We start from the raw sequence: 20,229 nt of genomic DNA, 5'->3' as shown, positions 1-20,229 counted from the left end.
ATGACAGTCCCGACAGTCCCGCTCAAGGAACCGCAGCACCGGACCGAATCCACGGCGCCCGCCGTCCGGCTGACCGGTGTCGGTAAGGCGTTCGGCGACGCCTGGGCCGTCCAGGACGTCACCCTCGACATCGAACGCAACGAGTTCTTCTCGATCCTCGGCCCCTCGGGCTGCGGCAAGACCACGCTCATGCGGATGATCACCGGCTTCGAGTCGCCCACCGAGGGCACCGTCGAGCTGGGCGGCGTCCCGGCGACAGGCGTGCCGCCGCACAAGCGGGACCTCAACATGCTCTTCCAGAGCTACGCGCTGTTCCCGCACCTCGATGTCCGCCAGAACGTGGCCTTCGAACTGAAGGTCCGCAGGTCCCTGCCCAAGGCGGAGATCGCGACCGCCGTGCGCGAAGCGCTCGCCCTCGTACGCCTGGAGGGGTACGGGGAGCGGTCCATCGCCCAGCTCTCCGGCGGTCAGCGGCAGCGGGTCGCCATCGCGCGGGCGCTGATCGGCCGGCCCTCCCTGCTGCTCCTGGACGAACCGCTCGGTGCGCTCGACCAGAAGCTGCGGGCCGAGATGCAACTGGAGCTGAAGAAGATCCAGCGCGAAGTGGGGGTCACCTTCGTCACGGTCACCCACGACCAGGAGGAGGCGCTGACCATGTCCGACCGCATCGCGGTCATGGACGGCGGCCGGGTGCTCCAGGTGGACACACCCGAGGCGATCTACGAGCGCCCCGCGACCCGGTTCGTCGCCGACTTCATCGGTACGTCCAACTTCCTCACCGGCACGCTCGGCGGCGGGCGCCTGGGAGTGGACGGGCTGGGGAACATCGCGGTCCCCGACGGCCACGGACAGCCCGACGGCAGCCGGGTACATCTGGCCGTCCGCCCGGAGAACGTCCGCCTCGCCCCCGCGCCCGAGGAACCGGCCGACTGTCCGGTCCTGGTGGGCGCCGTCCTCCAGGAGATCGTCTACCTCGGCAACGCCACCCGCTACCACCTCACGCTCACGGGCGGTGGCGGCGAACTGATCGCCGAGGCACGGGGCGCGGACGTGAGCGGGCTCGCGGTCGGTCAGCAGGTGGTCGCCGGATGGCACCCCTCGCACTCCCGGGTGCTGGCCGAATGAGCGCGCCCGGCCGAATGGGCGTGCCCGGCCGAATGAGCGCGCCCGCGCCGTCCGCGCCGCCCCCGCCGTCCGAGTCCGTACCGACCCTTCGTACCAAGGAGATCCGACCGTGAAGGTCGCCGCAGCCCAGTTCGCACCGACCGCCGACGCGGCGGCCAATCTCACGGTCATCGAGGAGATGACCCGCGACGCCGTCGAGTCCGGCGCCGAACTCATCGTCTTCCCCGAGGAGTCGATGCTCCCCTCGGACGCCGCCGAGCCCCCCTCGGCCGCCACCGGGTCCGCGCCGACCCCGCTCCATGAACTCGCCCGGACCCACTGGCCCGCGTTCATCGAGGGCATCACCCGCATCGCGTCCACCCACGGCATCGCGATCATCGCCGCCGGCTACGAGGACAGCGGTACGGCGCTCCCGTACAACACGATCGCCGCCGTCGACGCGACCGGTGAGGTCCTTGGTCTCTACCGCAAGATGCATCTGTACGACGCGTTCGACTACAAGGAGTCCCGCCGGGTCCAGCGCGGCGACACCGGCCCCGTCGTCGTCCGGATCGGTGACTTCAACGTCGGCCTGGTGAACTGCTACGACGTCCGCTTCCCGGAGTTCACCCGGTCCCTGGTGGAGATGGGCGCCGACCTGCTGTCGGTGTCGGCGGCGTGGGTCAAGGGCCCGCTCAAGGAGGACCACTGGGTGACGCTGCTGCGTACCCGTGCCATCGAGAACACCTGCTGGGTGGTGGCGTCGTCGCTGACCACGCCCGACTGCATCGGGATGAGCATGGCCGTCGACCCGCTCGGCGTCGTACGGGCCTCGCTCGGCGAGGAGGAGCGCTCGATGCTCGTCGTGGACGCCGACAAGGAACGGATCGACCGGGCCCGCACGGTCCTTCCCGTGCTCCGCAACCGCCGCATCATCATCGGACCGAGGTAGCCCCCGCCATGCCCATCGAGATACATGACCTGCCCGCCCCGCTCGACGCGGAGTTGGCCGACAGACTGCGCAAGGTGGACTTCCCCACCCTCGGCCACTACCTGGAGGAGGGTTTCTGCGATCCGCGGCTCCAACGGCAGGCGGGCACCGACCGGGTCGTCGGACGGGCCGTCACCGTACGGATCACCGCCACGGACTCCACGATGCTGCATCACGCCGCCGGGCTGGTCGGGCCGGGTGACGTGATCGTGGTCGACTGCGGCGGCGACCGGCGGCACGCCCCACTGGGCGAGGTCGTCGTCAACGCGCTCGCCTCGCGTGGCGCGGCGGGCGCGGTCGTGGACGGTCTGTGCACCGACATCGAGGCGCTGCGGGCCGTGGGGCTGCCGGTGTACGCGTACGGGCGTACGGCTCTGACCACCAAGCTGCACGGGATCGCGGACGGCTCGCTGTGCGCGCCGGTCGTCTGCGGCGGCGTCCCGGTCCAGGCCGGTGACATCGTCCTGGGCGACGCCAACGGCGTGATCATCGCGTCCGCGGCGCGGCTCGCCGCCGTCGTCGACGAGGCGCTGGCCGACGACGCGGAGGAACCGGCCCTCGTGGCCGAGCTGTGGCAGGGCAAGCCGCTGGGTTCGCTGACGGGCGCCACCGAGACCCTTCAGCGCCTGACCTGACACCCGCTCGTCCGCCCACCCGCTCCGTATCACTGTCGCGCTGCGCACACACGCGCCGCGCCCACCATCCGAAAGGTCCATCGTGTTCCTCAAAGCCGCCGTCAACGGCGGGCGTTCGCAAGCGGAGCGGCCCACCGTCCCGGTCACCGCCGCGCAGATCGCCGCCGACACCCTCGCCGTACTCACGGCCGGGGCGGACGTCGTCCACTTCCACGTCCGCACCCCGGACGGCGGGCAGACCATCCGGCCCGAGGCCCTGTCCGAGGTGCTGTCCGCGATCCGCGAGGTCGCACCGGACGCCGTCGTCGGCACCACGACGGGCCTGTGGACCTGCTCGGGCCCGGCGGAACGCTACCAACTGGTCAGCTCATGGGAGTCGCTGCCCGACTTCGCGTCCGTGGCCTTCAGCGAAGAGGACGCCGCGCGGACGGCGGAGCTGGTCGTGGCACGCGGCATGGTCCTGGAGAGCGCGGTGTGGACGATGGACGACGTCCCCGCGCTGCTGGCGTCACCGACGCTGCTCGACAACGTCCGTATCCTCATCGAGCCCCTGGAGGAGGACCCGGCGGCGGCGGTCGCGGCGGCCCGCGCGATGGCGGCGCGGATCCAGGAGTCGGGGGTGACCTGCCCACTGCTCTACCACGGCGACGGCCCGACGGTATGGCCCCTGGTACGGGCGGCGATCGAGGACGGTCACGAGACCCGGGTCGGCTTCGAGGACGGCACCGACCTCCCCGACGGCACGGAAGCCCCCGACAACGCGGCGCTGATCCGCGCGGCCCGCGCCCTGGCCGTCGGCTGACCCCTTGGAGGGTGGCGCGACCGGCACCACTGTCCCCGGCCGCCTCCCCCTCCCCTTAGGCTGCTGTTGTTGGCCAGTGCATCAAAGTGGGGGAGTGGGCCGATGAGTGATGCGACGGACGTCTTCCAGCCACTTCAGGCAGCCGACCCGTCCGTGGTGGCGGGCTACCGGCTCGCCGCCCGGCTGGGCGCGGGCGGCATGGGCCGGGTCTACCTCTCGCACACCCCGGGCGGCCGGCCCGTGGCGATCAAGGTGGTACGGCCGGAACTGGCGGACGACCCGGACTTCCGGCGGCGGTTCGGCCGGGAGATCAGAGCGGCCCAGCGGGTCCGTGGGGCGTACACCGCCGAGTTGATCGACGCCGACGCCGATGGCGTACCGCCCTGGCTGGCCACGCTGTACGTACCCGGCCCGTCCCTGTCGGAGGCCGTGGCCCGGCGCGGTCCGCTGTCGGTGCCCGCCGTGCTGTGGCTGATGGCGGGGATGGCCGAGGCGCTGGAGGCCATCCACGCCGAGGGCATCGTGCACCGGGATCTGAAGCCGTCGAACGTACTGCTGGCCGCAGACGGACCGCGCGTGATCGACTTCGGCATCGCACTGGCCGTCGACGGAACCTCGTACACCGCGACGGGACACACGATCGGCACGCCCGCGTACATGGCCCCGGAGCAGGCGTCGGGAGCAGAGGTCACGGCGGCGACCGATGTCTTCGCCCTGGCCCAGACGGCGGCGTTCGCGGCGCTGGGCAGGCCGCTCTACGGCGATGGCGCGGGCGTCGACGTGCTGTACCGGATTGTGCATTCCGGCCCTGAACTGTCCCTGCTGCCCGAGCCTTTGCGTCCGCTGTTCGCCCGGATCCTGGCCGCCGATCCGGCGGAGCGGGCCACTCCGGGAGAGATCGTGGAGTGGTGCCGGCAGCGGTTGGGAGCGGACGCCGACGCGGGCGGGGCGCCGGCCGTGTGGCGGGAGATCAGCGGCCCGGAGGTCGTGGTTCCGCCCCCGGTGCCCGACCCCACCCCGGCACAGCCGCAGCCATTGATCGGGTGGCTGCCACCGACGCGGCAGGAGCCGAAGGCGCGTGGCGGGCGTGGCGGGCGCAGACTGGTCGCGGCGGTCGGTCTGACGGGGGTCGCGCTGCTGGTATCGGCTCTGACCTGGTGGGTCATGGACGGGAAGGGCCAGCGCGATCAGCAGGACAAGACCGGCTCGTCGGCCTCCGCCACGGGGTCGTCGGAACAGCCGTCGGATTCCGCGCGAGAGTCGTCGGCGGACTCGGCGGACTCGGCGGACTCGGCGGGCTCCTCGGGCTCCTCGGACTCGGGGGACTCCCCGGACTCGGCGGCTCTGGGCGCCGATGAACCCGGGCCCGGGACTTCGCCGTCCTCACCGGCCTCCCCTCAGGAGCCGACGCCCGAGCCGTACCCCCTGGTCATGCTGGACACGAAGAACTCGGTGAACCTCAAAGACCCGGACGCGCAGGTGAAAGGCCGCACGGGGGACATCCGTTTCGCCTGCCAGTCGATCGGCTGCCAACTGGAGAGCGACACCAGCGTGTTCCTCCAGTTGTACGGCAAACCCGGCGGCACCCTCGAAGAGTGCCGTCGCCTGCTCAAGGAGGGAAAGAACCACCGCCTCCCCCTCGCCGGCGCGGCGAACGGCAGCGAGATCTGCGTCAAGGGCGCTTCGGGAGACATCGGGCTGTTCGTGATCACGACGAAGTCGACCGCGATGCCGGACATCGCCTTCCTCCAGGGCGAATTGACGATCTGGCGAGACGCGGCCTAGTGCCGTGACCACAAGCCGCAGGCCGCAGGCCGGAACGTGACGGAGCCCGGGAGCATGTCCAGCTCCCGGGCTCCAGCTTGCCACCCATTTGCGCACACCGGCGGCGTTTAAGAACCGCGGGTCATGTTGAGATCGACGTGTTCTGCCTTTGAACTACAGCGCCATGAGAGAGGCGCCGGGGGGAATTGAACCCCCATCCGTCGATGTTCGCCCACGCTCGGTCGATCCGGTGTTCGGCGGCGAATACTGAGACTGGAGCGAGAATCTGAGTTTCACCGGGGCCGCCTCTGCCAGGCTTGGGCCACCCCCGCATGTGGTGCGGGGAGAGGGATTCGAACCCCCAACTGACACCCCTTCATCAGCTTCAACATCAGTTTCAGCTTGCGCTCATCGCGCACCCTCCGCTCGCGACGGAGGGCGTATGTGGGGGCTACCTGAAGAGGTAGCCGAATACCGCGTCGCCGACCCGCTGGTCGGTGACCTCGGTGTTGTTCGCCTCCTCGCGGGCGAACTTGACGGACTGCTGGAGCTTCTCGACGCGGTCGAGGAGCTCGTTGACCCGCCGGGCGGGCAGCGCGCCGGAGAACTTCACCGTGGTCCAGTAGCCGACCGGTACGTCCTCGTAGTACACCTCGACCTGCGCCGGGTGCTTCTCCGTGGCCTCGGCCTTCACATGGTTGCGCGGAACCTTCTTCGTACGGATGGTCCGCACCGGGTCCGTCTTCCACGAGTCCGTCGAGGGGTCCACGTTCCACGACTCGGAGGCGTCGAGCACCGGCAGCTTGCGCACGAAGGTGTGCAGGTCGGTGAGTTGCTTCTCCAGGAACAACAGGTACGGGACGGGCACCTGGGGCAACAGCACCGTACCGTCGACCACCACGTCCGCGACCGCGGACCGGTTCGCCCAGTCCTTCGTCGCGGTCACGTCGAAGAGGCGCGTCAGCGTCCCGGCGGTCGCCCGCAGAGCGTCCTCGGCCTTGATCTGCACCCGCGTGGACTCGGGCGGCAGTTGCTCGCCCTCCTCGTCCTTCGGCTGGTAGGTCCGGGAGATGCCGGCCAGCAGGGCGGGCTTCTGCACGTCCTGGTGAGCCTGGGTCAGCTCCTGGAGGGCCTTGGACTTGACGCCCTTTTCGACTGCGATGATCTGATTCAGCTTCGCCACACGGCGAACCTAACAACCCCGCGCCGCACGCACATCCGATTAAACGCCTGCCCCAACGGTGAGGCGGTCGCCCGGCGTGGATCTCCCGACCGCGGTCGAGGAGACGCTGATCCATGAAGAACGCTCAGACACCCGCGCTCAGGATCAAGCTCAACGCCAACATCCCGAGACCTCCCAGGGCCACGACGCTTCCCATGATCCGAAAGAACCAGGGCCCGATGGGATCGTTGTCCGCAAGGCTCAGGTTGCCCGACCGTTGCCCCTTCAACTCCAGAACAGCACGCAGGCGCCGCATGGTCGAGTCGACCGCGCCACGCAAGTTGAACGCCCACCTCACTCCCATGACGAGCGCTGCGGCCCCGAAGGCGCCAAAAAATATCAGAAGCCCTGTGGGGGTGTCGGCGTCGGCGGGCGACGCAAAGATCATGAACATGTCGCGAAGCTTCTCAGGTAATGACGTGAATGTCATGAGCCGATCAGCAGATCGGCGACGCGACGTGAGGCGCCGGCCCGCTCACTCCGGGACGTGCGTGATCAAGGGGTCGTACGCCGACCGGCGACTCGGGCAGACGGGCGGGCCGATCAGCGCAGTCCGGCGAAGAGATCCGTCTCGGGTACGGCCGCGTCGGTGGCGTCCTTGACGCGTACGAAGGTCTCCACGCCCATCATCTCGCCGAACCTCTCCTTGCCCATCTTGAGGAAGAAGATGTTCTCGCCCTGACTCGCGTGCGCGGCCAGCGCGTCGAACTTCTGACCGCTGAACGCTGTGGTGTCCACCCACGTGGTGATTTCCTCGTCGGGCAGGCCGATCTCGGCCATCGCCTCGGCCTCGGCGGGGTCCGGCTCCGGCATGTCCTCCCCGAACTCCCGCATGGTCTCCTCGAACCGCCGCATCAGCGAGCGCGGCATCGTCGTCCAGTACACCTTCGGTGTCAGCGCGGTCATCTCCAGCGCCGCCATGGTGATGCGATGGGCCTGGATGTGGTCGGGGTGGCCGTAGAAGCCGTTCTCGTCGTAGGTGACGACCACATCGGGCCGGTACTGCCGCATGAGTTCCGCGAGTCGGGCGGCGCCTTCCTCCACGGGGGTCTGCCAGAAGGATCCGGGTGCGTCGTTGCTCGGCCAGCCGGCCATCCCGGAGTCGGCGTAGTCCAGCGTCTCCAGATCGCTGACCTTCAGGACGCCACAGCTCGCCTCGAGTTCCTGACGGCGCATCGAGGCGACGGCCGCCGGATCGTGCCCGGGATCGCCCGGCTTCACGCCCCCTGGTCCGTCACCGCAACTGCCGTCGGTACACGTCACGAGAACGGTGCGGATGCCTTCCGCCGCGTACCGCGCGAGGATTCCACCGGTTCCGGTGGCCTCGTCGTCGGGGTGGGCGTGTACTGCCATGAGCGTCAAGGGCCGGTCAGTCATTGAAGAGTCCTTCGGTAGAAATGGCGTACCGCGATCGCGGTCCCGGGGCCCGGATCCTGACGGGGCGGACGACCTCGCGGTCGCCGTGTCCCCCCGTACCGCACCGGCCCTCGGTCGGTGCAACCGCGCCGACCGGACCGGCTGTTCCCGGCACGGCCGCTTGACCTACGCCGACATCCGGTGGCTCGTCGTTCACCAAGTCGACGTACGGTATTCCGTAACCCGTAATCTGTAATTCCCGATTCATTACCCACGGTCGATTAAAAGGCTACGGTGACGGGCCCGCTAATGGCCCGCATAAACGCGTACGAGAAAGAATTTTACGAAGTCGCACAACCATTCACTGCTTCTCCATGTCTGATCAGTGGAGTCAGCGGACTTCAGAAACTGACTGGATCGGGCGCCGCGGAAGCGTGGAACAGAACCTTCCCGTGCGCCCCTTTTGCAGACGTGGGGAAACACATGCGCATTCGTGCCTCTGTCGCCGTAATGACAGGCGCCCTGGCCCTCTCCGCTCTCGCCGTTCCGGCGGCGCAGGCGGATGACAGCAACACCGTCTCCGCGTTCACGAGGAGCGTCGAGACCGACGCGGTCGACGCGGCGGTCTCCGCGGCCGACGACGTCAGCGGAGACACCACCATCTCGAACGTGGTCGTGAACGGCGGCAAGCCCGTCGTCGTGGGTGCGACCACGAAGAGCACCTTCACGGTCAGCTTCACCGCCACGGACGACTCGGGCATCGAGTGGGCGACCGCGGTGCTGTGGCGCGGTTCGACGTTCGACGACCTCGACGGCGGCGCCGTGCCCAACGAGGACGAGGCGGTCTGCACCGAGGTCAACGCCACGACCTCCACCTGCAAGCACACCTTCACCGTCGACGCCAACTACGACCTGCTGAACAGTCTGGCCGGCGGCTGGAAGGTCTGGGCACTCGCTCAGGGCACGGACACCGACTACGTCCAGAAGGACAACGTCAAGGGCTTCAGCCTCCAGCGCATGTCGAAGCTGACGGTCAACGCGTCCCCCGAGCCGGTGGTGAAGGGCAGGACCATCACGGTCACCGGCGCGCTGACCCGTGCCGACTGGGAGTCGAACAAGTACGCGGGACTCAGCGGCCAGTCGGTGGTGCTGCAATTCCGCAAGGCGGGCACCACCAACTACACCAACGTCAAGGGAATCAAGTCGGCCACGGGCGGCGCGCTGAAGACCACGGTCACGGCGTCCACCGACGGCTACTACCGCTTCACCTACGCGGGTATCGCGTCCACCGCGGCGGTCAGCGCCGCGGGTGACTACATCGACGTGAAGTAGCTCCGTAGAACCAGCGGATTTACGCGGGAAAGCGGCGGTCGACCTCCTTCGCACGAGCGCCAGGTCGGCCGCCGCCTGAAGTGGGGCACGGCGAGCCCACCAGGTCACCCGGCGGTGTGCGGATGTCGAGAACGTGCCACCGGCTCCGTCCCAGGAACATGAGGGGCCACCACCGGTCGTACGAGGAAGAAGGAGAAGCCACCATGGCGATTCAGCGGATGGACAACGTCGGCATCGTCGTCGAGGACATGGATGCCGCCATCGCGTTCTTCGTGGAACTCGGTATGGAGCTGGAGGGCAGGGCGGAGATCGAGGGCCCCTTCGCCGACCGGTGCACCGGACTCGAGGGCGTCCGCTGTGACATCGCGATGGTCAGGACCCCGGACGGTCACAGCCGGCTCGAGCTGGCGAAGTACCGCAGCCCCGCGGCGATCAGCGCCGGGCCGCGCAACCGGCCGCACAACATCCTGGGCACGCACCGCGTCATGTTCGCCGTCGACGACATCGAGGACACCGTTGCCCGCCTGCGCCCTCACGGCGCCGAACTCGTCGGCGAGATCGCCCGGTTCGAGGACAGCTATCTGCTCTGCTACGTCCGCGGCCCGGAGGGCATCATCGTCGGACTGGCCGAGCAACTGAGCTGAGACCCGCGCTCCGCCGATCGGGAACTGTCGTGTCTGCTACTCCCAGGGGCAGGCTAGGTCCGAAGACCGTCGCCATACTCGACCGCATGGACGAACGAACGCACGGCAAATCCCACCTCGGTGAGTTCCTGGCCACGCGCCGGGCGCGGTTGAAGCCGGCAGACGTGGGGTTGCCGGACTACGGCGACCGGCGGCGGGTGCCGGGGCTACGGCGTGAGGAACTGGCCCAGTTGGCCGGTGTCAGCGTGGCCTACTACATCCGGCTGGAACAGGGGCTGTCGCTCAACGCCTCGCCGCAGGTTCTCGACGCGCTGGCCACGGCCCTGCGGCTGGATGACGCCGAGCGGCGTCATCTGCACACCCTGACCGGTGATGCCGCCCGGCAGAGCCGCCGCCGGCTCCCCGCCGAGCGGGTCACCGCGGCGGTGCGCCAACTGGTGGACGTCTTCGGGGACTCACCCGTGGTCGTCCTCGGCCGGCGTTCGGACATCCTTACGTGGAACCGCGCCGGGCACGCGTTGTTCGCCGGGCACCTGGCCCCGGACAGCCCGGATCACGCGGCTACGCGGCCCAACACCGCCCGGCTGGTGTTCCTGGACGCCCATACGCGCGACCTGTACGTGGACTGGCCCCGGAAGGCGCGGGACGTGGTGGGCAAGCTGCGGCAGGCGGTCGGCGAATATCCGAACGACCCGCAGTTGGCCTCCCTCATAGGCGAGTTGACCATGGGCAGCTCGCGGTTCGCCACGCTGTGGGCCGAGCACCGGGTGCGCGGCTGGGACATGGCCGAGTACCGGATGCGCCATCCGATGGTCGGGGAGCTTGACGTGGTTCAGCACTCGCTCCCGGTTCCCCGGGGGCAGGGGATCCGGGTGGTGGTGACGACGGCGGCGCCGGACTCCACCGCTCAGGCGGCACTGCGGTTGCTCAACCAGACCCTCCTGCCCGCCGCGGACCGGCCGGCGACAGCCCACCCCGCCCCCGACGACACCCTCGCACGCGTCGTTCCTCCCGCCCGCTCCTGATTCGGCCGCCCGGTACGTCCATCCGGCCGCCGCGGTTCCACCGTCCGCCCAGTACGTCACGCCTGATCATCACTCGGCAGCCCCCGGCCCCAGGCCGGTAGGCACTGCCGAAGGGGCCTTGTCACGCGCGCCTTCCTGCCGCCGATGAGTCTGCCGCCCGTCTCTTCTTCCCTCCCACCCCCACGTCGTCGAGTACGCGCGTTGCTTCTTCACGCCTTCCGGAGGTTCTCCATGTCCACCACACCCGTCACCGCTTTCACCGACGTCGTTGACACCGTCGCCTACCTGGTCGAGGCCGTGCGGGACGAGCAGCGGAGCGCGCCCACGTCCTGCACCGAATGGAATGTCCAGCAGTTGATCGACCATCTGGTGGCGGGACAGCGCGCCTTCGAGGCGCCGGGAGCGCTGGAGCGGATGGTGCAGGCCCCGATCGGTGAGGTGCCCGGCGCTGTGGCACTGCACTTGCGGACCGTCGAGCACCTGGTGCACGGCTGGGATCTGGCGCCGGCCGCCCTCCTCGGCCGCGACATCTCCGAGTGACCACCCACACGTAGCTCGCCGCAGTACACATCGCCCCAACTCTTCTAAGGAACAAGGACAATGAAGAAGACGAAGCTGAAGATCGCCATCGCGGGCGCGGTACTTGTCGCCATGGCGGCCACCGGGACGGCGTTGGCCGCGAGCGGTTCCTCCGACGGAGCCGGCTCCGGCTCCGGCTCCGAGAAGCCCCGGATCGAGCAGAGCTCGCAGCAGAAGGCTCCCAGCGCCATCAAGGCCGACGGCGCGAATGTGTTCCCGCACTCGCTGGACTACGACGCGCGGTCGAAGACGTTCTTCGCCGGCTCGCTGAAGCAGGGCAAGGTCTACGCCGTCACTCCGGACGGAAAGGTACGCACCTTCATCGACGACCCGGAACTGGTCTCCGCGCAGGCCGTCAACGTCGACCGCGAGCGGGACCGCGTCCTGGTCAGCAATGTGGACTACGGCACTGCCGACCGTTCCAACAAGGAGTCGCCCTTCGGTATCGCCGGTGTGGGCAGCTACGACCTGAAGACCGGCAAGCAGGACTGGTGTGTCGATCTGACGGCGATCGCCCTCGACGGCAAGAAGCACCTGATCTCCGATGTGACGGTGGCCCCCGACGGCACCGCCTACGCCGTCGACGAGCTGACCCCGACGGTGTTCCGTATCGACACCGAGGGCCGCGCCTCGGTCTTCCTGCGGAGCGACCTGCTCCAGGGCGAGTTGGACATTCCCAACTTCCTGGACGATGTGGGGATGGCGGCGGTGGAGTGGGTGAAGGGGAACCAGTTGATCATCGCCATGGCGGACGGCTCCCTCGTCAGGGTGCCCGTCGACCAGCCCGAAGACGCGGCGAAGGTGAAGCTCTCCGCGCCGCTGGCATCCCCCACGGCCGGTATGCGGCTGCTGAAGGACGGCTCAATCACGGCGGTCAGCAGCGGTCTGCTGTCCGGCAAGCCCGCCCAGATCCAGCACGTGAAGCCCCGCAACGGCTGGAAGGAAGCCACAGTGACGGTCACCGACACCGTCGAGGACCCCGTCACCAGCGACGTGACCGAGGGCCCGGGCTCGACGACGTACGCGCTCAGCGGCGGTCTGGCCGACCTCCTCGCGGGCAAGCCCAACGACGGCTTCACCCTGACCCCCGTCAAGACCAACTGAACCGGTAGCCGTTCCACCGCACTGCGGACAACGAAGAAGGCCCAAGTCGCTGACTTGGGCCTTCGCCCGTTGTCCGCCGGGTGGGTAGGCTCGCAGAGGCGTGAGGCGGACCGGCAGGCAGTGGAGGCGCGGGTGCGGATCGGCGAGCTCTCCCGGCGTACGGGAGTCAGCGAACGGCTGCTGCGGTACTACGAGGAGCAGGGGTTGTTGCATCCGCAGCGGCGCTCCAGCGGCTACCGCGAGTACCGCGAGGGGGATGTCGCCGCGGTGCGGCAGATCCGTGCGCTGCTGGCGGCGGGGCTGGGAACGTCCCTGATCGCCGGGGTGCTTCCCTGCATGCGGGAGGACGGTGACCATCTCGTCCCCACCTGCGCGGAGATGCTGGACGATCTGCACGAGGCGAGGGACCGGATGACCCGCGCGATCGACGAACTCCACTCGTCCCGCGACAAGTTGGACGCGGTCATCGCGGCGGCCCCCCTGCTCGAGGAAGCTTCGTAGCACCGCCCGTGCCAGAAGGCGTCCGCGCATCCGGACGCCCGGTCGGACCTTCGCTCCTCGAAGCGGTGGCCGTCCCGGCGCCGTCGAGGGTTGACTCTGACATCGGTGTGAAGGTCTAGCGTCGCCGATGCGTGACGCCCCCGCCCCGCCCCGCCCCGCCCCGTGACGGAGCGAGAAGTCCCGGCCAGGCGCGCGTAGTTGAGGGAGGAATGCGACGTGCCCACACAGGCTCCGGCTCGGGCCGGCCGGCGGGAGTGGATCGGTCTGGGGGTGCTGGCCCTGCCGACCATGGTGCTGTCGATGGATCTGACGGTGCTGCACCTGGCGGCTCCCAGCCTCAGCGCCGATCTCGCGCCGACCGGTGGCCAGTTGCTGTGGATCCTGGACATCTACGGATTCCTCGTGGCGGGATTCCTGATGACCATGGGCACGTTGGGCGACCGGATCGGCCGGCGCAGGCTGCTGCTCCTGGGCGCGGCGGCGTTCGCCGTCGCCTCCGCGGTGGCCGCGTTCGCCCCGACGGCCGAACTGCTCATCCTGGCCCGTGCCTTGCTGGGGATCGCCGGATCCACGGTGATGCCGTCGACGCTGGCGCTGCTGTCGGGCATGTTCCGCGATCCGGGCCAGCGGACCTTCGCCTTCGCGGTCTGGATGACGTGCTTCACCGCGGGTGAGGCCATCGGCCCGCTCGTGGGCGGGGCCCTGCTGGAGTACTTCTGGTGGGGCTCGGTGTTCCTGATCGGCGTGCCGGTCATGGTGCTCCTGCTGGTCACCGGGCCCGTACTGCTCCCGGAGCAGCGGGAGAAGGTGACCGGGCGTTTCGACGTGGCCGGTGCCGCGATGTCACTGGCGGCCGTGCTGGGCGTGGTCTACGGCGCCAAACACGCGGCGTCCTCGGGGCTGTCGGTGCGGGCCGGGGCGTTCTTGCTGGGCGGTCTGGTGGTGGGCGCGCTGTTCCTGCGCCGTCAGCGCCGGGTCGAGAACCCCCTGGTGGATCTCGGGCTGTTCCGGCGGTCCGCGTTCGGTGCGGGACTGGCCACGCAGACCGTCGCGGTCGCGGCGATGGCGGGCTCGCAGTTGCTGGTGATGCAGTACCTGCAGGCGGTGATCGGGCTGTCCCCGTTGGCCGCCGGACTGTGGACGGTGCCGTCGGTGCTGTCCGGGATCGGAGCGACGCTGCTGGCGCCGCGGTTGGTACGCCGGGTGCGTCCGGCCGTCGTGATCAGTGCGGGGCTCGGCACGGCCGCCGTGGGAGCGGCGATGATCACCGCGACCGCCGGGCAGAGCAGTCTGGCCTGGACGGTGGTCAGCTTCACGATTCTGTACACGGGCGTGACGCCGACGCTGGCGCTGACGACGGACGCGATCGTGGGCTCCGCCCCCTCCGCACGGGCGGGCCTGGCCTCCGGAATCTCGCAGAGCGGCGCCGAGTTGGGGCTGGCGGGCGGGATGGCGTTCTTCGGCACCATATCCATGGTGACCTATCAGGGCCGACTCTCCGACAGCATGCCGGACGCACTGGCTTCCGCGGCGCGCGAACAGGCACGGGAGACCGTGGGTGGCGCCCTGGCCGTGGCCGAGCGGCTGCCCGAGGGCGTCGGGTCGGCGCTGCGGGATTCCGCACAGAACGCGTTCGCCGCCGGGCTCCAGGCCGCCACCGCGCTCAGCGCGGTGGGCCTCGCCGCCGCGGCGCTGCTCGCGGGGCTGTTCCTTCGTGCCATGCCCGCCGCCTCGGACGCCCGGGAAACACGAGTGGAGTCCTCCGGAGATACGCGGGGTGTGCCCGCCGAGTACTGACACCGCGCCGATGGGGGCCTTTCTTCGGAGCGGGTGACGAGAATCGAACTCGCGCTCCGAGCACGTCTTACCGGTCGTGCAGGACGGTGGGCCGGGTGACGGGTACGACGGTGAGCAGCCCGCCGAGGCCCTGGTAATCGTCGGGGTTGGTGGTGAAGAGGGGTAGTTCTTCGGCGATGGCCAGGGTGATGGCGGTGATCGCGACCTCGGCGAGACGTCCGACGCGGTCCGGGACATGGCCGCGACGGAGCTGGTGAACGCCCCGGTTGAGACGCCGACTGTCAGAGGCGGCGGGTTGGATGGGGTGTATGACCTCATACGACGTCGCGCGCCGACTGCCTGCCATTGGTGACCTGCGGGACCTGTCCCGTTCCTTGGCGGTGCTCGATACGATCCTCAGCCCTGACTGGGAGTACCGGTACTACTCCTTCAACTCCGCCTGGGCCGCGGGCGAGGAGATGGCCTCGATGCGCAACGGCTCGGGGGACGAGTACTCCATCGTCTTCTCGGCGGCAGGCGCCTACGTGCGCGGCTTCGACCATGAGGCGCCGATGAGCCCGTACGCCAACGACGGTGAAGTCTGGCCGGGCGTGATCGACGGTGTTCCCTCGGCCTTCCGCTCATGTGTGGAGGAACCCGCCTTCACCGACGAAGACCATGTGCCGGTCGTGACGGCCTGCGTATGGCGCGAGACAGCCGACAGCCGATGGAGCCACGGAACGATCGACTTCCCCGCAGGCTACGACGACCCTGACGGCGCGAACCGGCTGTTCCACCTCCTCGCGGACCCTTCCCCCGAGGCGTACCAGCGGTTCGCCGAGGACTACTACGAGGTTCCCGTAAACCTCGAAGCGGTGCGCCACGTGTACGCGCTTCGACCGCTGACCCCCGCACTCGTCTCGTCGCTGAACGCGGCGACCAGCCTGGCGGACGTGGCCGAGGAAATCGGAGAGATCGGCTACCCGAGGCTCCAACGTGATTCGTCCTGAGCGCCGCATGAATGAGATGACGGGGCGTCGCGTTCTCAGAACACCGGCAGGGTGACGACCGAGCCCTTGTTCAGCAGGAACACCCGGTTGCCCGCGGCGGCCAGGTGCCAGGGACCCTCCGACTCGGGTTCGTAGGTCCACATGAGCCGGCCGTCCGCCTCGCCGCCCGGGTTGTTCGCGAAGGCCGATACGCCTGACGAGGTGCCCCCCTCGCCGATCCAAAGGGTGTTGCCCTGGACGACCGGTGGAGTACGGGACGGGAGGGTGCCGTCCGGCCATGAGACCTGGCCCCCCGTGCCGGAAGCCTTGTCGACCCGGTACAGAAGGCTGTTGTCGATCGCGGCGAGGTTGTCGCCGGTTATCGCGGGAGCGCCCCATCCGTCCTGCTCGGGGGTCAGCGACTGCGAAGCCGCGGACCAGACCTCGTCGCCGGTCTCCAGATCGAGTGCCAGGAGCGACTTCCCGCCGACGTAGACGAATCGTTCCTCGACGGCCGGGGTCAGCGCCGTCGTGGCATGGCCGTCCAACTGCCAGGCGTCTTTGCCGTTGGCGGAGTCGAGGGCGAAGTAGTGCCCTTCCGCCGTGCAGACGACCAGTCGGCCGGGTCCCGCACCGGCCACGGCGGCCGGGTCGACGACGACGCTCCCGGGGGCCGTCGCGGTCCAGGCGACCTTGTGGTCTTCGGTGTCGACCGCGGCCACCTCGCCGTCCTTCGTCAGCACGTACACGAGCGCCGCGTCGGGTGCGACGGCCAGCAGGCTGCCCGCCTTCGCCGGGGCACTCCACAGCGACTCACTCGTGGACGCGTCGAAGGCGAGGACATTGCCCTCGGCATCGGCCGCGACGAACTGCTCGGCCGTCAACCGCAAGAAGCCCGCGGACGGCGACACCTCCGGAAGCGTCCACTTCTGCCGGCCGTCGCTCACCCTGTGCGCCGTAAGTCCTCCTGACAGGCCGGCGGTCATGACGACATCCCGTACCGGCAGAAGCATGGACGCGCTCGGAGCAGCCACTTTCAGCGGCCCCCACAGTGGCTTCGGCGGCGCCCCCTCCTCGTACTCGCCGGAGGTCAGCAGCTTTGCCGGCACGGCGTCGGCGGCCGAGGGCAGATCGGGCCCTGTGTTCAGCCACCAGGCCGCCGCGCCACCTCCCAGTGCCAGTACCGCTCCGCCGGTGACGAGCGAGGTGAGGAAGACCCGCCGTGACGCCTTCGCCCCCGGAACGGTGGTGCCGGCCAGGGTGGTGAGCTGATTGGTCCGGGTCTCGTACTCCTTGATCTGCTTGCCGAGAACGCCTTGTTTCCACAACCGGTGTGCGCCACGAGGAGGTGCGAACGCCTGGATGACCGACGAGGGGTGGGGACGGTGGGCGGGCTCTTTGGCCAGGCAGGGGGCGATGAGTGGGTGGAGCGCTTGCGGTACGCCGCCGAGGGCGGGGCTTCCGTGCACCACTTCGTACTGCACCGCCGCGACGTGCGCACCTTCGTACGCCTGCCGGCCACTGGCCGCGTACACCAGTACCGCCCCGAGGGAGAACACGTCGGCCGACGGGCCGACACGCTGACCCAGTACCTGCTCGGGTGCCCCGTATCCGGGCGTGACCGGAGCCTGTCCTGTGGTGGTGAGGGTGAGGCCGTGCTCGGGGCGTGCGATACCGAAGTCGATGATGCGCGGGCCCGAGGAAGTGAGCACGATATTGGCCGGCTTGAGGTCGCGGTGGATCAGTCCCGCCGCGTGAATCTCCTGAAGCGTCGATGCCAGGGCGCCGGCCAGCGCGCGTACACCGGCGTCGTCCAGCGGCCCGTGGTCGGTGATCGCCTGCTCCAGCGTCGGCCCCGACAGGTACTCGGTCGCGATCCAGGGGCGCCCGCCCTCGGTCTGCGAGCCGACGACGCGTGCCACTCCGGTGCTGGTCACGGCCTGTGCGGTCTGGGCCTCGCGCAGGAACCGCTGGGCGAGGTCGCGGTTGTGGGCGAGTTCGGGACGCAGTACCTTGACGGCCGCGAGGCGGCCGGAAGTGTCGTGACCTACGTACACCTTGCCCATGCCACCCTCGCCGAGCACTCCGGCGATGCGGTACGGGCCCAGCCGGATCGGGTCGCCGAAACTCAGAGGTCGCATGGTGGGAGTCGAGCCCTTCGCGGTGATGGGGTGGGGAGCCTATGACGAGGCATGGTCCGAGGACGAAGGCGAAGGCGAAGGCGAAGGTGAAGGCTCCAGCGGCAGAGCGACCATGGGGCCTTCGCCGACGCCGATGAGCAGTCCCTCCGTGATCAGGGCGGTGTACCGGTCGAGAGGTTCCGGGTGGAGCCAGCCGGTTTCGTGGGTCCGCAGATCGATCGCGCGCAGCCCCGCCGCGGAGTGCTTGTAGACGTACCTGTCGCCGACAGTGGGGGCCACCTTCAGCTCGTGCCCGGACGACTCGGGATTCTTCTCCCGCCACAGCAGTGCGCCGGTGTCCGCGCTGATGGCCACCAGACCCCGCGCTCCCGCCGCGTAGACGACTCCGTCCTTCACCGTGGGAGGCCCGTACCCGGTCGCGTCCGCTTCCTGGTATTTCCAGGCTTCCTTGCCGTCGGTCAGGCGCCGTGCCCGCACCGCGTCCGACGAGGTGTAAAGGTGCTCGCCGTCCACGGCGATGGGACTGCGGGCCGCGTCGTCGGCGTTGAGGTCGAGGGGTGCCCGCCAGACGCCGGTTCCTGTACGCGTGTCGCAGACGAGTACGTCGACCCCGCCGGATTCCGTACGGAAGAAGAGGATCAGGCGTGAGCCGATCGCGCGCACGCCGGTCACCCAGGGGTAGTCCTGCGGCACGGTCTCGTCCAGGATCAGCTCGGTGCGTCGCTTGCCCGTCGACAGCGAGAAGGAGGCGATGAGCCAGCCTCGTTCGGGACCGACGCCGCTCGATTCGTCGGTGTCTTCCTTCCGTACCCGCGCCGTGAGCAGCCAGGCGACGTCACCGCTGACGCAGAGAAGCTGATTTCCCACCAGCTTCCCGTTGTACGCCTTCTCGGTGACGGCCGGATCCATCAGCGCTCCGTCGGCGAGGTCGATCTCCGTGATACGCAGACCTTCTTTCGGGGACAGGGAGTAGTCCATCGCGTAGAGCTTCGTTCCGTCCGTGGCCACGTCCCAGGAACTCAGCACCGGGTTGGTGGACCAGAGACTCTGCCCGCTCGACACCTGGATGGCGCTCACCCCGCTCTCGGTGGTCACGATCAGCTTGTCGCCGACCACCAGAGGACGACCCAGGTCAGATGGTGACGCCGTGGCGATGCTTCTGCGCCACACGGCCTCGGGAGGTTCGCCCGAGCCGGTGGAGTTCGACGTGCGCGATTTCCGCTCTGTCGTCGATGCCCACACACCCGCGCCGATCCCTGTCGTGGCCAGCAGCGCACCGCCGCTGATGGCGATGAGCTTGCGGCGGCTCATGCCGGGCGCGGTGGCGGCCGGGACGGTCTCGGCCGTCGCGTGATCGGAGGGGACGGGAAGCCGCTGCGGCTGGTGCTGCCAGACCTCCGAGGCACGCCGGGCTATGTCCGCCAGCAGCGCGTCGTGCAGATGGTCGGCGAAGTGGCCCTGGCCGCTGTGGAGTTGGCCGGCGAGGTCGTGGGTGGTGGGCCGCCGGGCCGGGTCCTTCGCCAGGCAGGGGCCGAGGATCGGGACCAGGGCCTGGGGGAGGCCGGAGAGGTCCGGCTCGGCGTGGCGGACGCGGTAGAGGAGGTCCGCCGGCTGCCCGGTGCCGAAGGGACCGTGGCCGGTGGCGGCATAGAGAAGCACTCCGGCGAGGGCGAACACGTCGCCCATGGGGGTGTGTTCCTGGCCGACGGCCTGCTCGGGCGACATGAAGGCAGGGGTTCCGGCGGCCGATCCCGTGCGGGTGAGGTGGTCGTCGCCAAAGGCGCGGGCGATGCCGAAGTCGATGATCTTCGGGCCGTAGGCGGTGACCATCACGTTCGAGGGCTTCAGGTCGCGATGGACGACGTCGGAGGCGTGGAGCTGGGCGAGGGCTCCGGCGAGTGCGGCGCCCAGGGCGCGTACGGACACCTCCGGCAGGGGGCCGCACATCTCGACGGCCTCGTCGAGGGGCGGGCCGAGGACGTACTCGGTGGCGAGCCACGGTGTGGGTGCCAGGGGGTCGGCGTCGACGACGACGGCGCCGTGGTGGCCGCCGATGACACGGGCCGCGTCCGTCTCCAGACGGAAGCGGGTGCGCGACGCCGGGTCGGTCGCGATGGACGGGTGCATGGTCTTCAGGGCGACGGTGCGGCCACCCGCCGTACGAGCCAGGTAGACGGTTCCCATGCCGCCGTGGCCCAGCCGCGCGAGCAGCCGGAAGCCCGCCAGCCCGGCCGGATCGTCATGGGTCAGAGGGGAGAGCATCG

Annotated in this window: 18 protein-coding genes and 1 pseudogene; 13 read left to right on the top strand and 6 right to left on the bottom strand. The window is 69.5% G+C overall.

Translation table 11 applies throughout. The features are described from left to right. From OG329_RS18910 to OG329_RS18890, 5 genes are all read left to right on the top strand, one after another. The gene (locus OG329_RS18910) at window positions 1-1,125 is read left to right on the top strand and encodes an ABC transporter ATP-binding protein (protein ID WP_405796586.1); all 1,125 of its coding nucleotides are present in this window, start codon (window positions 1-3) and stop codon (window positions 1,123-1,125) included. Between the two features lie 109 nt (window positions 1,126-1,234). Next, a complete protein-coding gene (locus OG329_RS18905; protein WP_405796584.1) occupies window positions 1,235-2,056 on the top strand; it encodes a carbon-nitrogen hydrolase family protein in 822 nt (273 codons plus the stop codon). Window positions 2,057-2,064: 8 nt separating this feature from the next. Further along, the gene (locus OG329_RS18900) at window positions 2,065-2,730 is read left to right on the top strand and encodes an RraA family protein (protein WP_405796583.1); all 666 of its coding nucleotides are present in this window, start codon (window positions 2,065-2,067) and stop codon (window positions 2,728-2,730) included. An 82-nt stretch (window positions 2,731-2,812) separates the two neighbouring features. Continuing rightward, on the top strand, window positions 2,813-3,532 hold the full coding sequence (locus tag OG329_RS18895) for a 3-keto-5-aminohexanoate cleavage protein (RefSeq protein WP_405796582.1): 720 nt from the start codon (window positions 2,813-2,815) through the stop codon (window positions 3,530-3,532). Window positions 3,533-3,634: 102 nt separating this feature from the next. Further along, window positions 3,635-5,317, top strand: a complete 1,683-nt coding sequence (locus OG329_RS18890) for a serine/threonine-protein kinase (protein ID WP_405796580.1) — start codon at window positions 3,635-3,637, stop codon at window positions 5,315-5,317. Window positions 5,318-5,747: 430 nt separating this feature from the next. Here OG329_RS18890 and OG329_RS18885 read toward each other — a convergent pair whose 3' ends face one another. The 3 genes from OG329_RS18885 to OG329_RS18875 all read right to left on the bottom strand — a co-directional run bounded on the left by OG329_RS18885 (window position 5,748) and on the right by OG329_RS18875 (window position 7,895). Beyond that, the gene (locus OG329_RS18885; protein ID WP_405796578.1) at window positions 5,748-6,479 is read right to left on the bottom strand and encodes a hypothetical protein; all 732 of its coding nucleotides are present in this window, start codon (window positions 6,477-6,479) and stop codon (window positions 5,748-5,750) included. A gap of 124 nt (window positions 6,480-6,603) precedes the next feature. Further along, on the bottom strand, window positions 6,604-6,948 hold the full coding sequence (locus tag OG329_RS18880) for a hypothetical protein (RefSeq protein WP_405796576.1): 345 nt from the start codon (window positions 6,946-6,948) through the stop codon (window positions 6,604-6,606). Between the two features lie 113 nt (window positions 6,949-7,061). Continuing rightward, window positions 7,062-7,895, bottom strand: coding sequence for a PIG-L family deacetylase (locus OG329_RS18875; protein WP_405796574.1), 834 nt, complete (start codon window positions 7,893-7,895; stop codon window positions 7,062-7,064). Window positions 7,896-8,384: 489 nt separating this feature from the next. On the opposite strand from OG329_RS18875, the gene OG329_RS18870 reads away from it, so the two are divergent. From OG329_RS18870 to OG329_RS18840, 7 genes are all read left to right on the top strand, one after another. Beyond that, window positions 8,385-9,206, top strand: a complete 822-nt coding sequence (locus OG329_RS18870; RefSeq protein WP_405796572.1) for a DUF5707 domain-containing protein — start codon at window positions 8,385-8,387, stop codon at window positions 9,204-9,206. A 203-nt stretch (window positions 9,207-9,409) separates the two neighbouring features. Then, window positions 9,410-9,850 (top strand): VOC family protein, encoded by a 441-nt coding sequence (locus OG329_RS18865; RefSeq protein WP_405796570.1) that lies wholly within the window; start codon window positions 9,410-9,412, stop codon window positions 9,848-9,850. A gap of 86 nt (window positions 9,851-9,936) precedes the next feature. Next, window positions 9,937-10,875: a helix-turn-helix domain-containing protein gene (locus OG329_RS18860; protein ID WP_405796568.1), complete on the top strand. Its 939-nt coding sequence runs from the start codon at window positions 9,937-9,939 to the stop codon at window positions 10,873-10,875. Between the two features lie 231 nt (window positions 10,876-11,106). Beyond that, window positions 11,107-11,415 (top strand): maleylpyruvate isomerase N-terminal domain-containing protein, encoded by a 309-nt coding sequence (locus tag OG329_RS18855; RefSeq protein ID WP_405796567.1) that lies wholly within the window; start codon window positions 11,107-11,109, stop codon window positions 11,413-11,415. 60 nt (window positions 11,416-11,475) lie between these two features. Beyond that, the gene (locus tag OG329_RS18850; RefSeq protein ID WP_405796566.1) at window positions 11,476-12,558 is read left to right on the top strand and encodes a hypothetical protein; all 1,083 of its coding nucleotides are present in this window, start codon (window positions 11,476-11,478) and stop codon (window positions 12,556-12,558) included. Between the two features lie 132 nt (window positions 12,559-12,690). Then, window positions 12,691-13,059 (top strand): MerR family transcriptional regulator, encoded by a 369-nt coding sequence (locus OG329_RS18845; RefSeq protein WP_405796564.1) that lies wholly within the window; start codon window positions 12,691-12,693, stop codon window positions 13,057-13,059. A gap of 288 nt (window positions 13,060-13,347) precedes the next feature. Next, window positions 13,348-14,856, top strand: coding sequence for an MFS transporter (locus tag OG329_RS18840; RefSeq protein WP_405801908.1), 1,509 nt, complete (start codon window positions 13,348-13,350; stop codon window positions 14,854-14,856). A gap of 67 nt (window positions 14,857-14,923) precedes the next feature. Here OG329_RS18840 and OG329_RS18835 read toward each other — a convergent pair. Then, a pseudogene (locus OG329_RS18835) lies at window positions 14,924-15,037 on the bottom strand (VapC toxin family PIN domain ribonuclease); the annotation flags it as partial. A 127-nt stretch (window positions 15,038-15,164) separates the two neighbouring features. On the opposite strand from OG329_RS18835, the gene OG329_RS18830 reads away from it, so the two are divergent. Further along, window positions 15,165-15,845 carry a hypothetical protein gene (locus tag OG329_RS18830; protein ID WP_405796563.1) on the top strand — a complete coding sequence of 227 codons (681 nt, stop codon included), beginning with the start codon at window positions 15,165-15,167 and terminating at the stop codon, window positions 15,843-15,845. Window positions 15,846-15,880: 35 nt separating this feature from the next. On the opposite strand, the gene OG329_RS18825 is transcribed toward OG329_RS18830, so the two are convergent. After that, window positions 15,881-17,965, bottom strand: coding sequence for a protein kinase domain-containing protein (locus OG329_RS18825; protein WP_405796561.1), 2,085 nt, complete (start codon window positions 17,963-17,965; stop codon window positions 15,881-15,883). A gap of 39 nt (window positions 17,966-18,004) precedes the next feature. Continuing rightward, window positions 18,005-20,227 (bottom strand): protein kinase domain-containing protein, encoded by a 2,223-nt coding sequence (locus OG329_RS18820; RefSeq protein WP_405796559.1) that lies wholly within the window; start codon window positions 20,225-20,227, stop codon window positions 18,005-18,007. Window positions 20,228-20,229: the final 2 nt, after the last annotated feature.

This window comes from Streptomyces sp. NBC_01506, assembly GCF_045040295.1.
In the GTDB taxonomy this organism is placed as follows: Bacteria; Actinomycetota; Actinomycetes; order Streptomycetales; family Streptomycetaceae; genus Streptomyces.
Note: the sequence above shows the minus strand (reverse complement) of the source record. Positions and strands in the feature narration are given on the sequence as shown.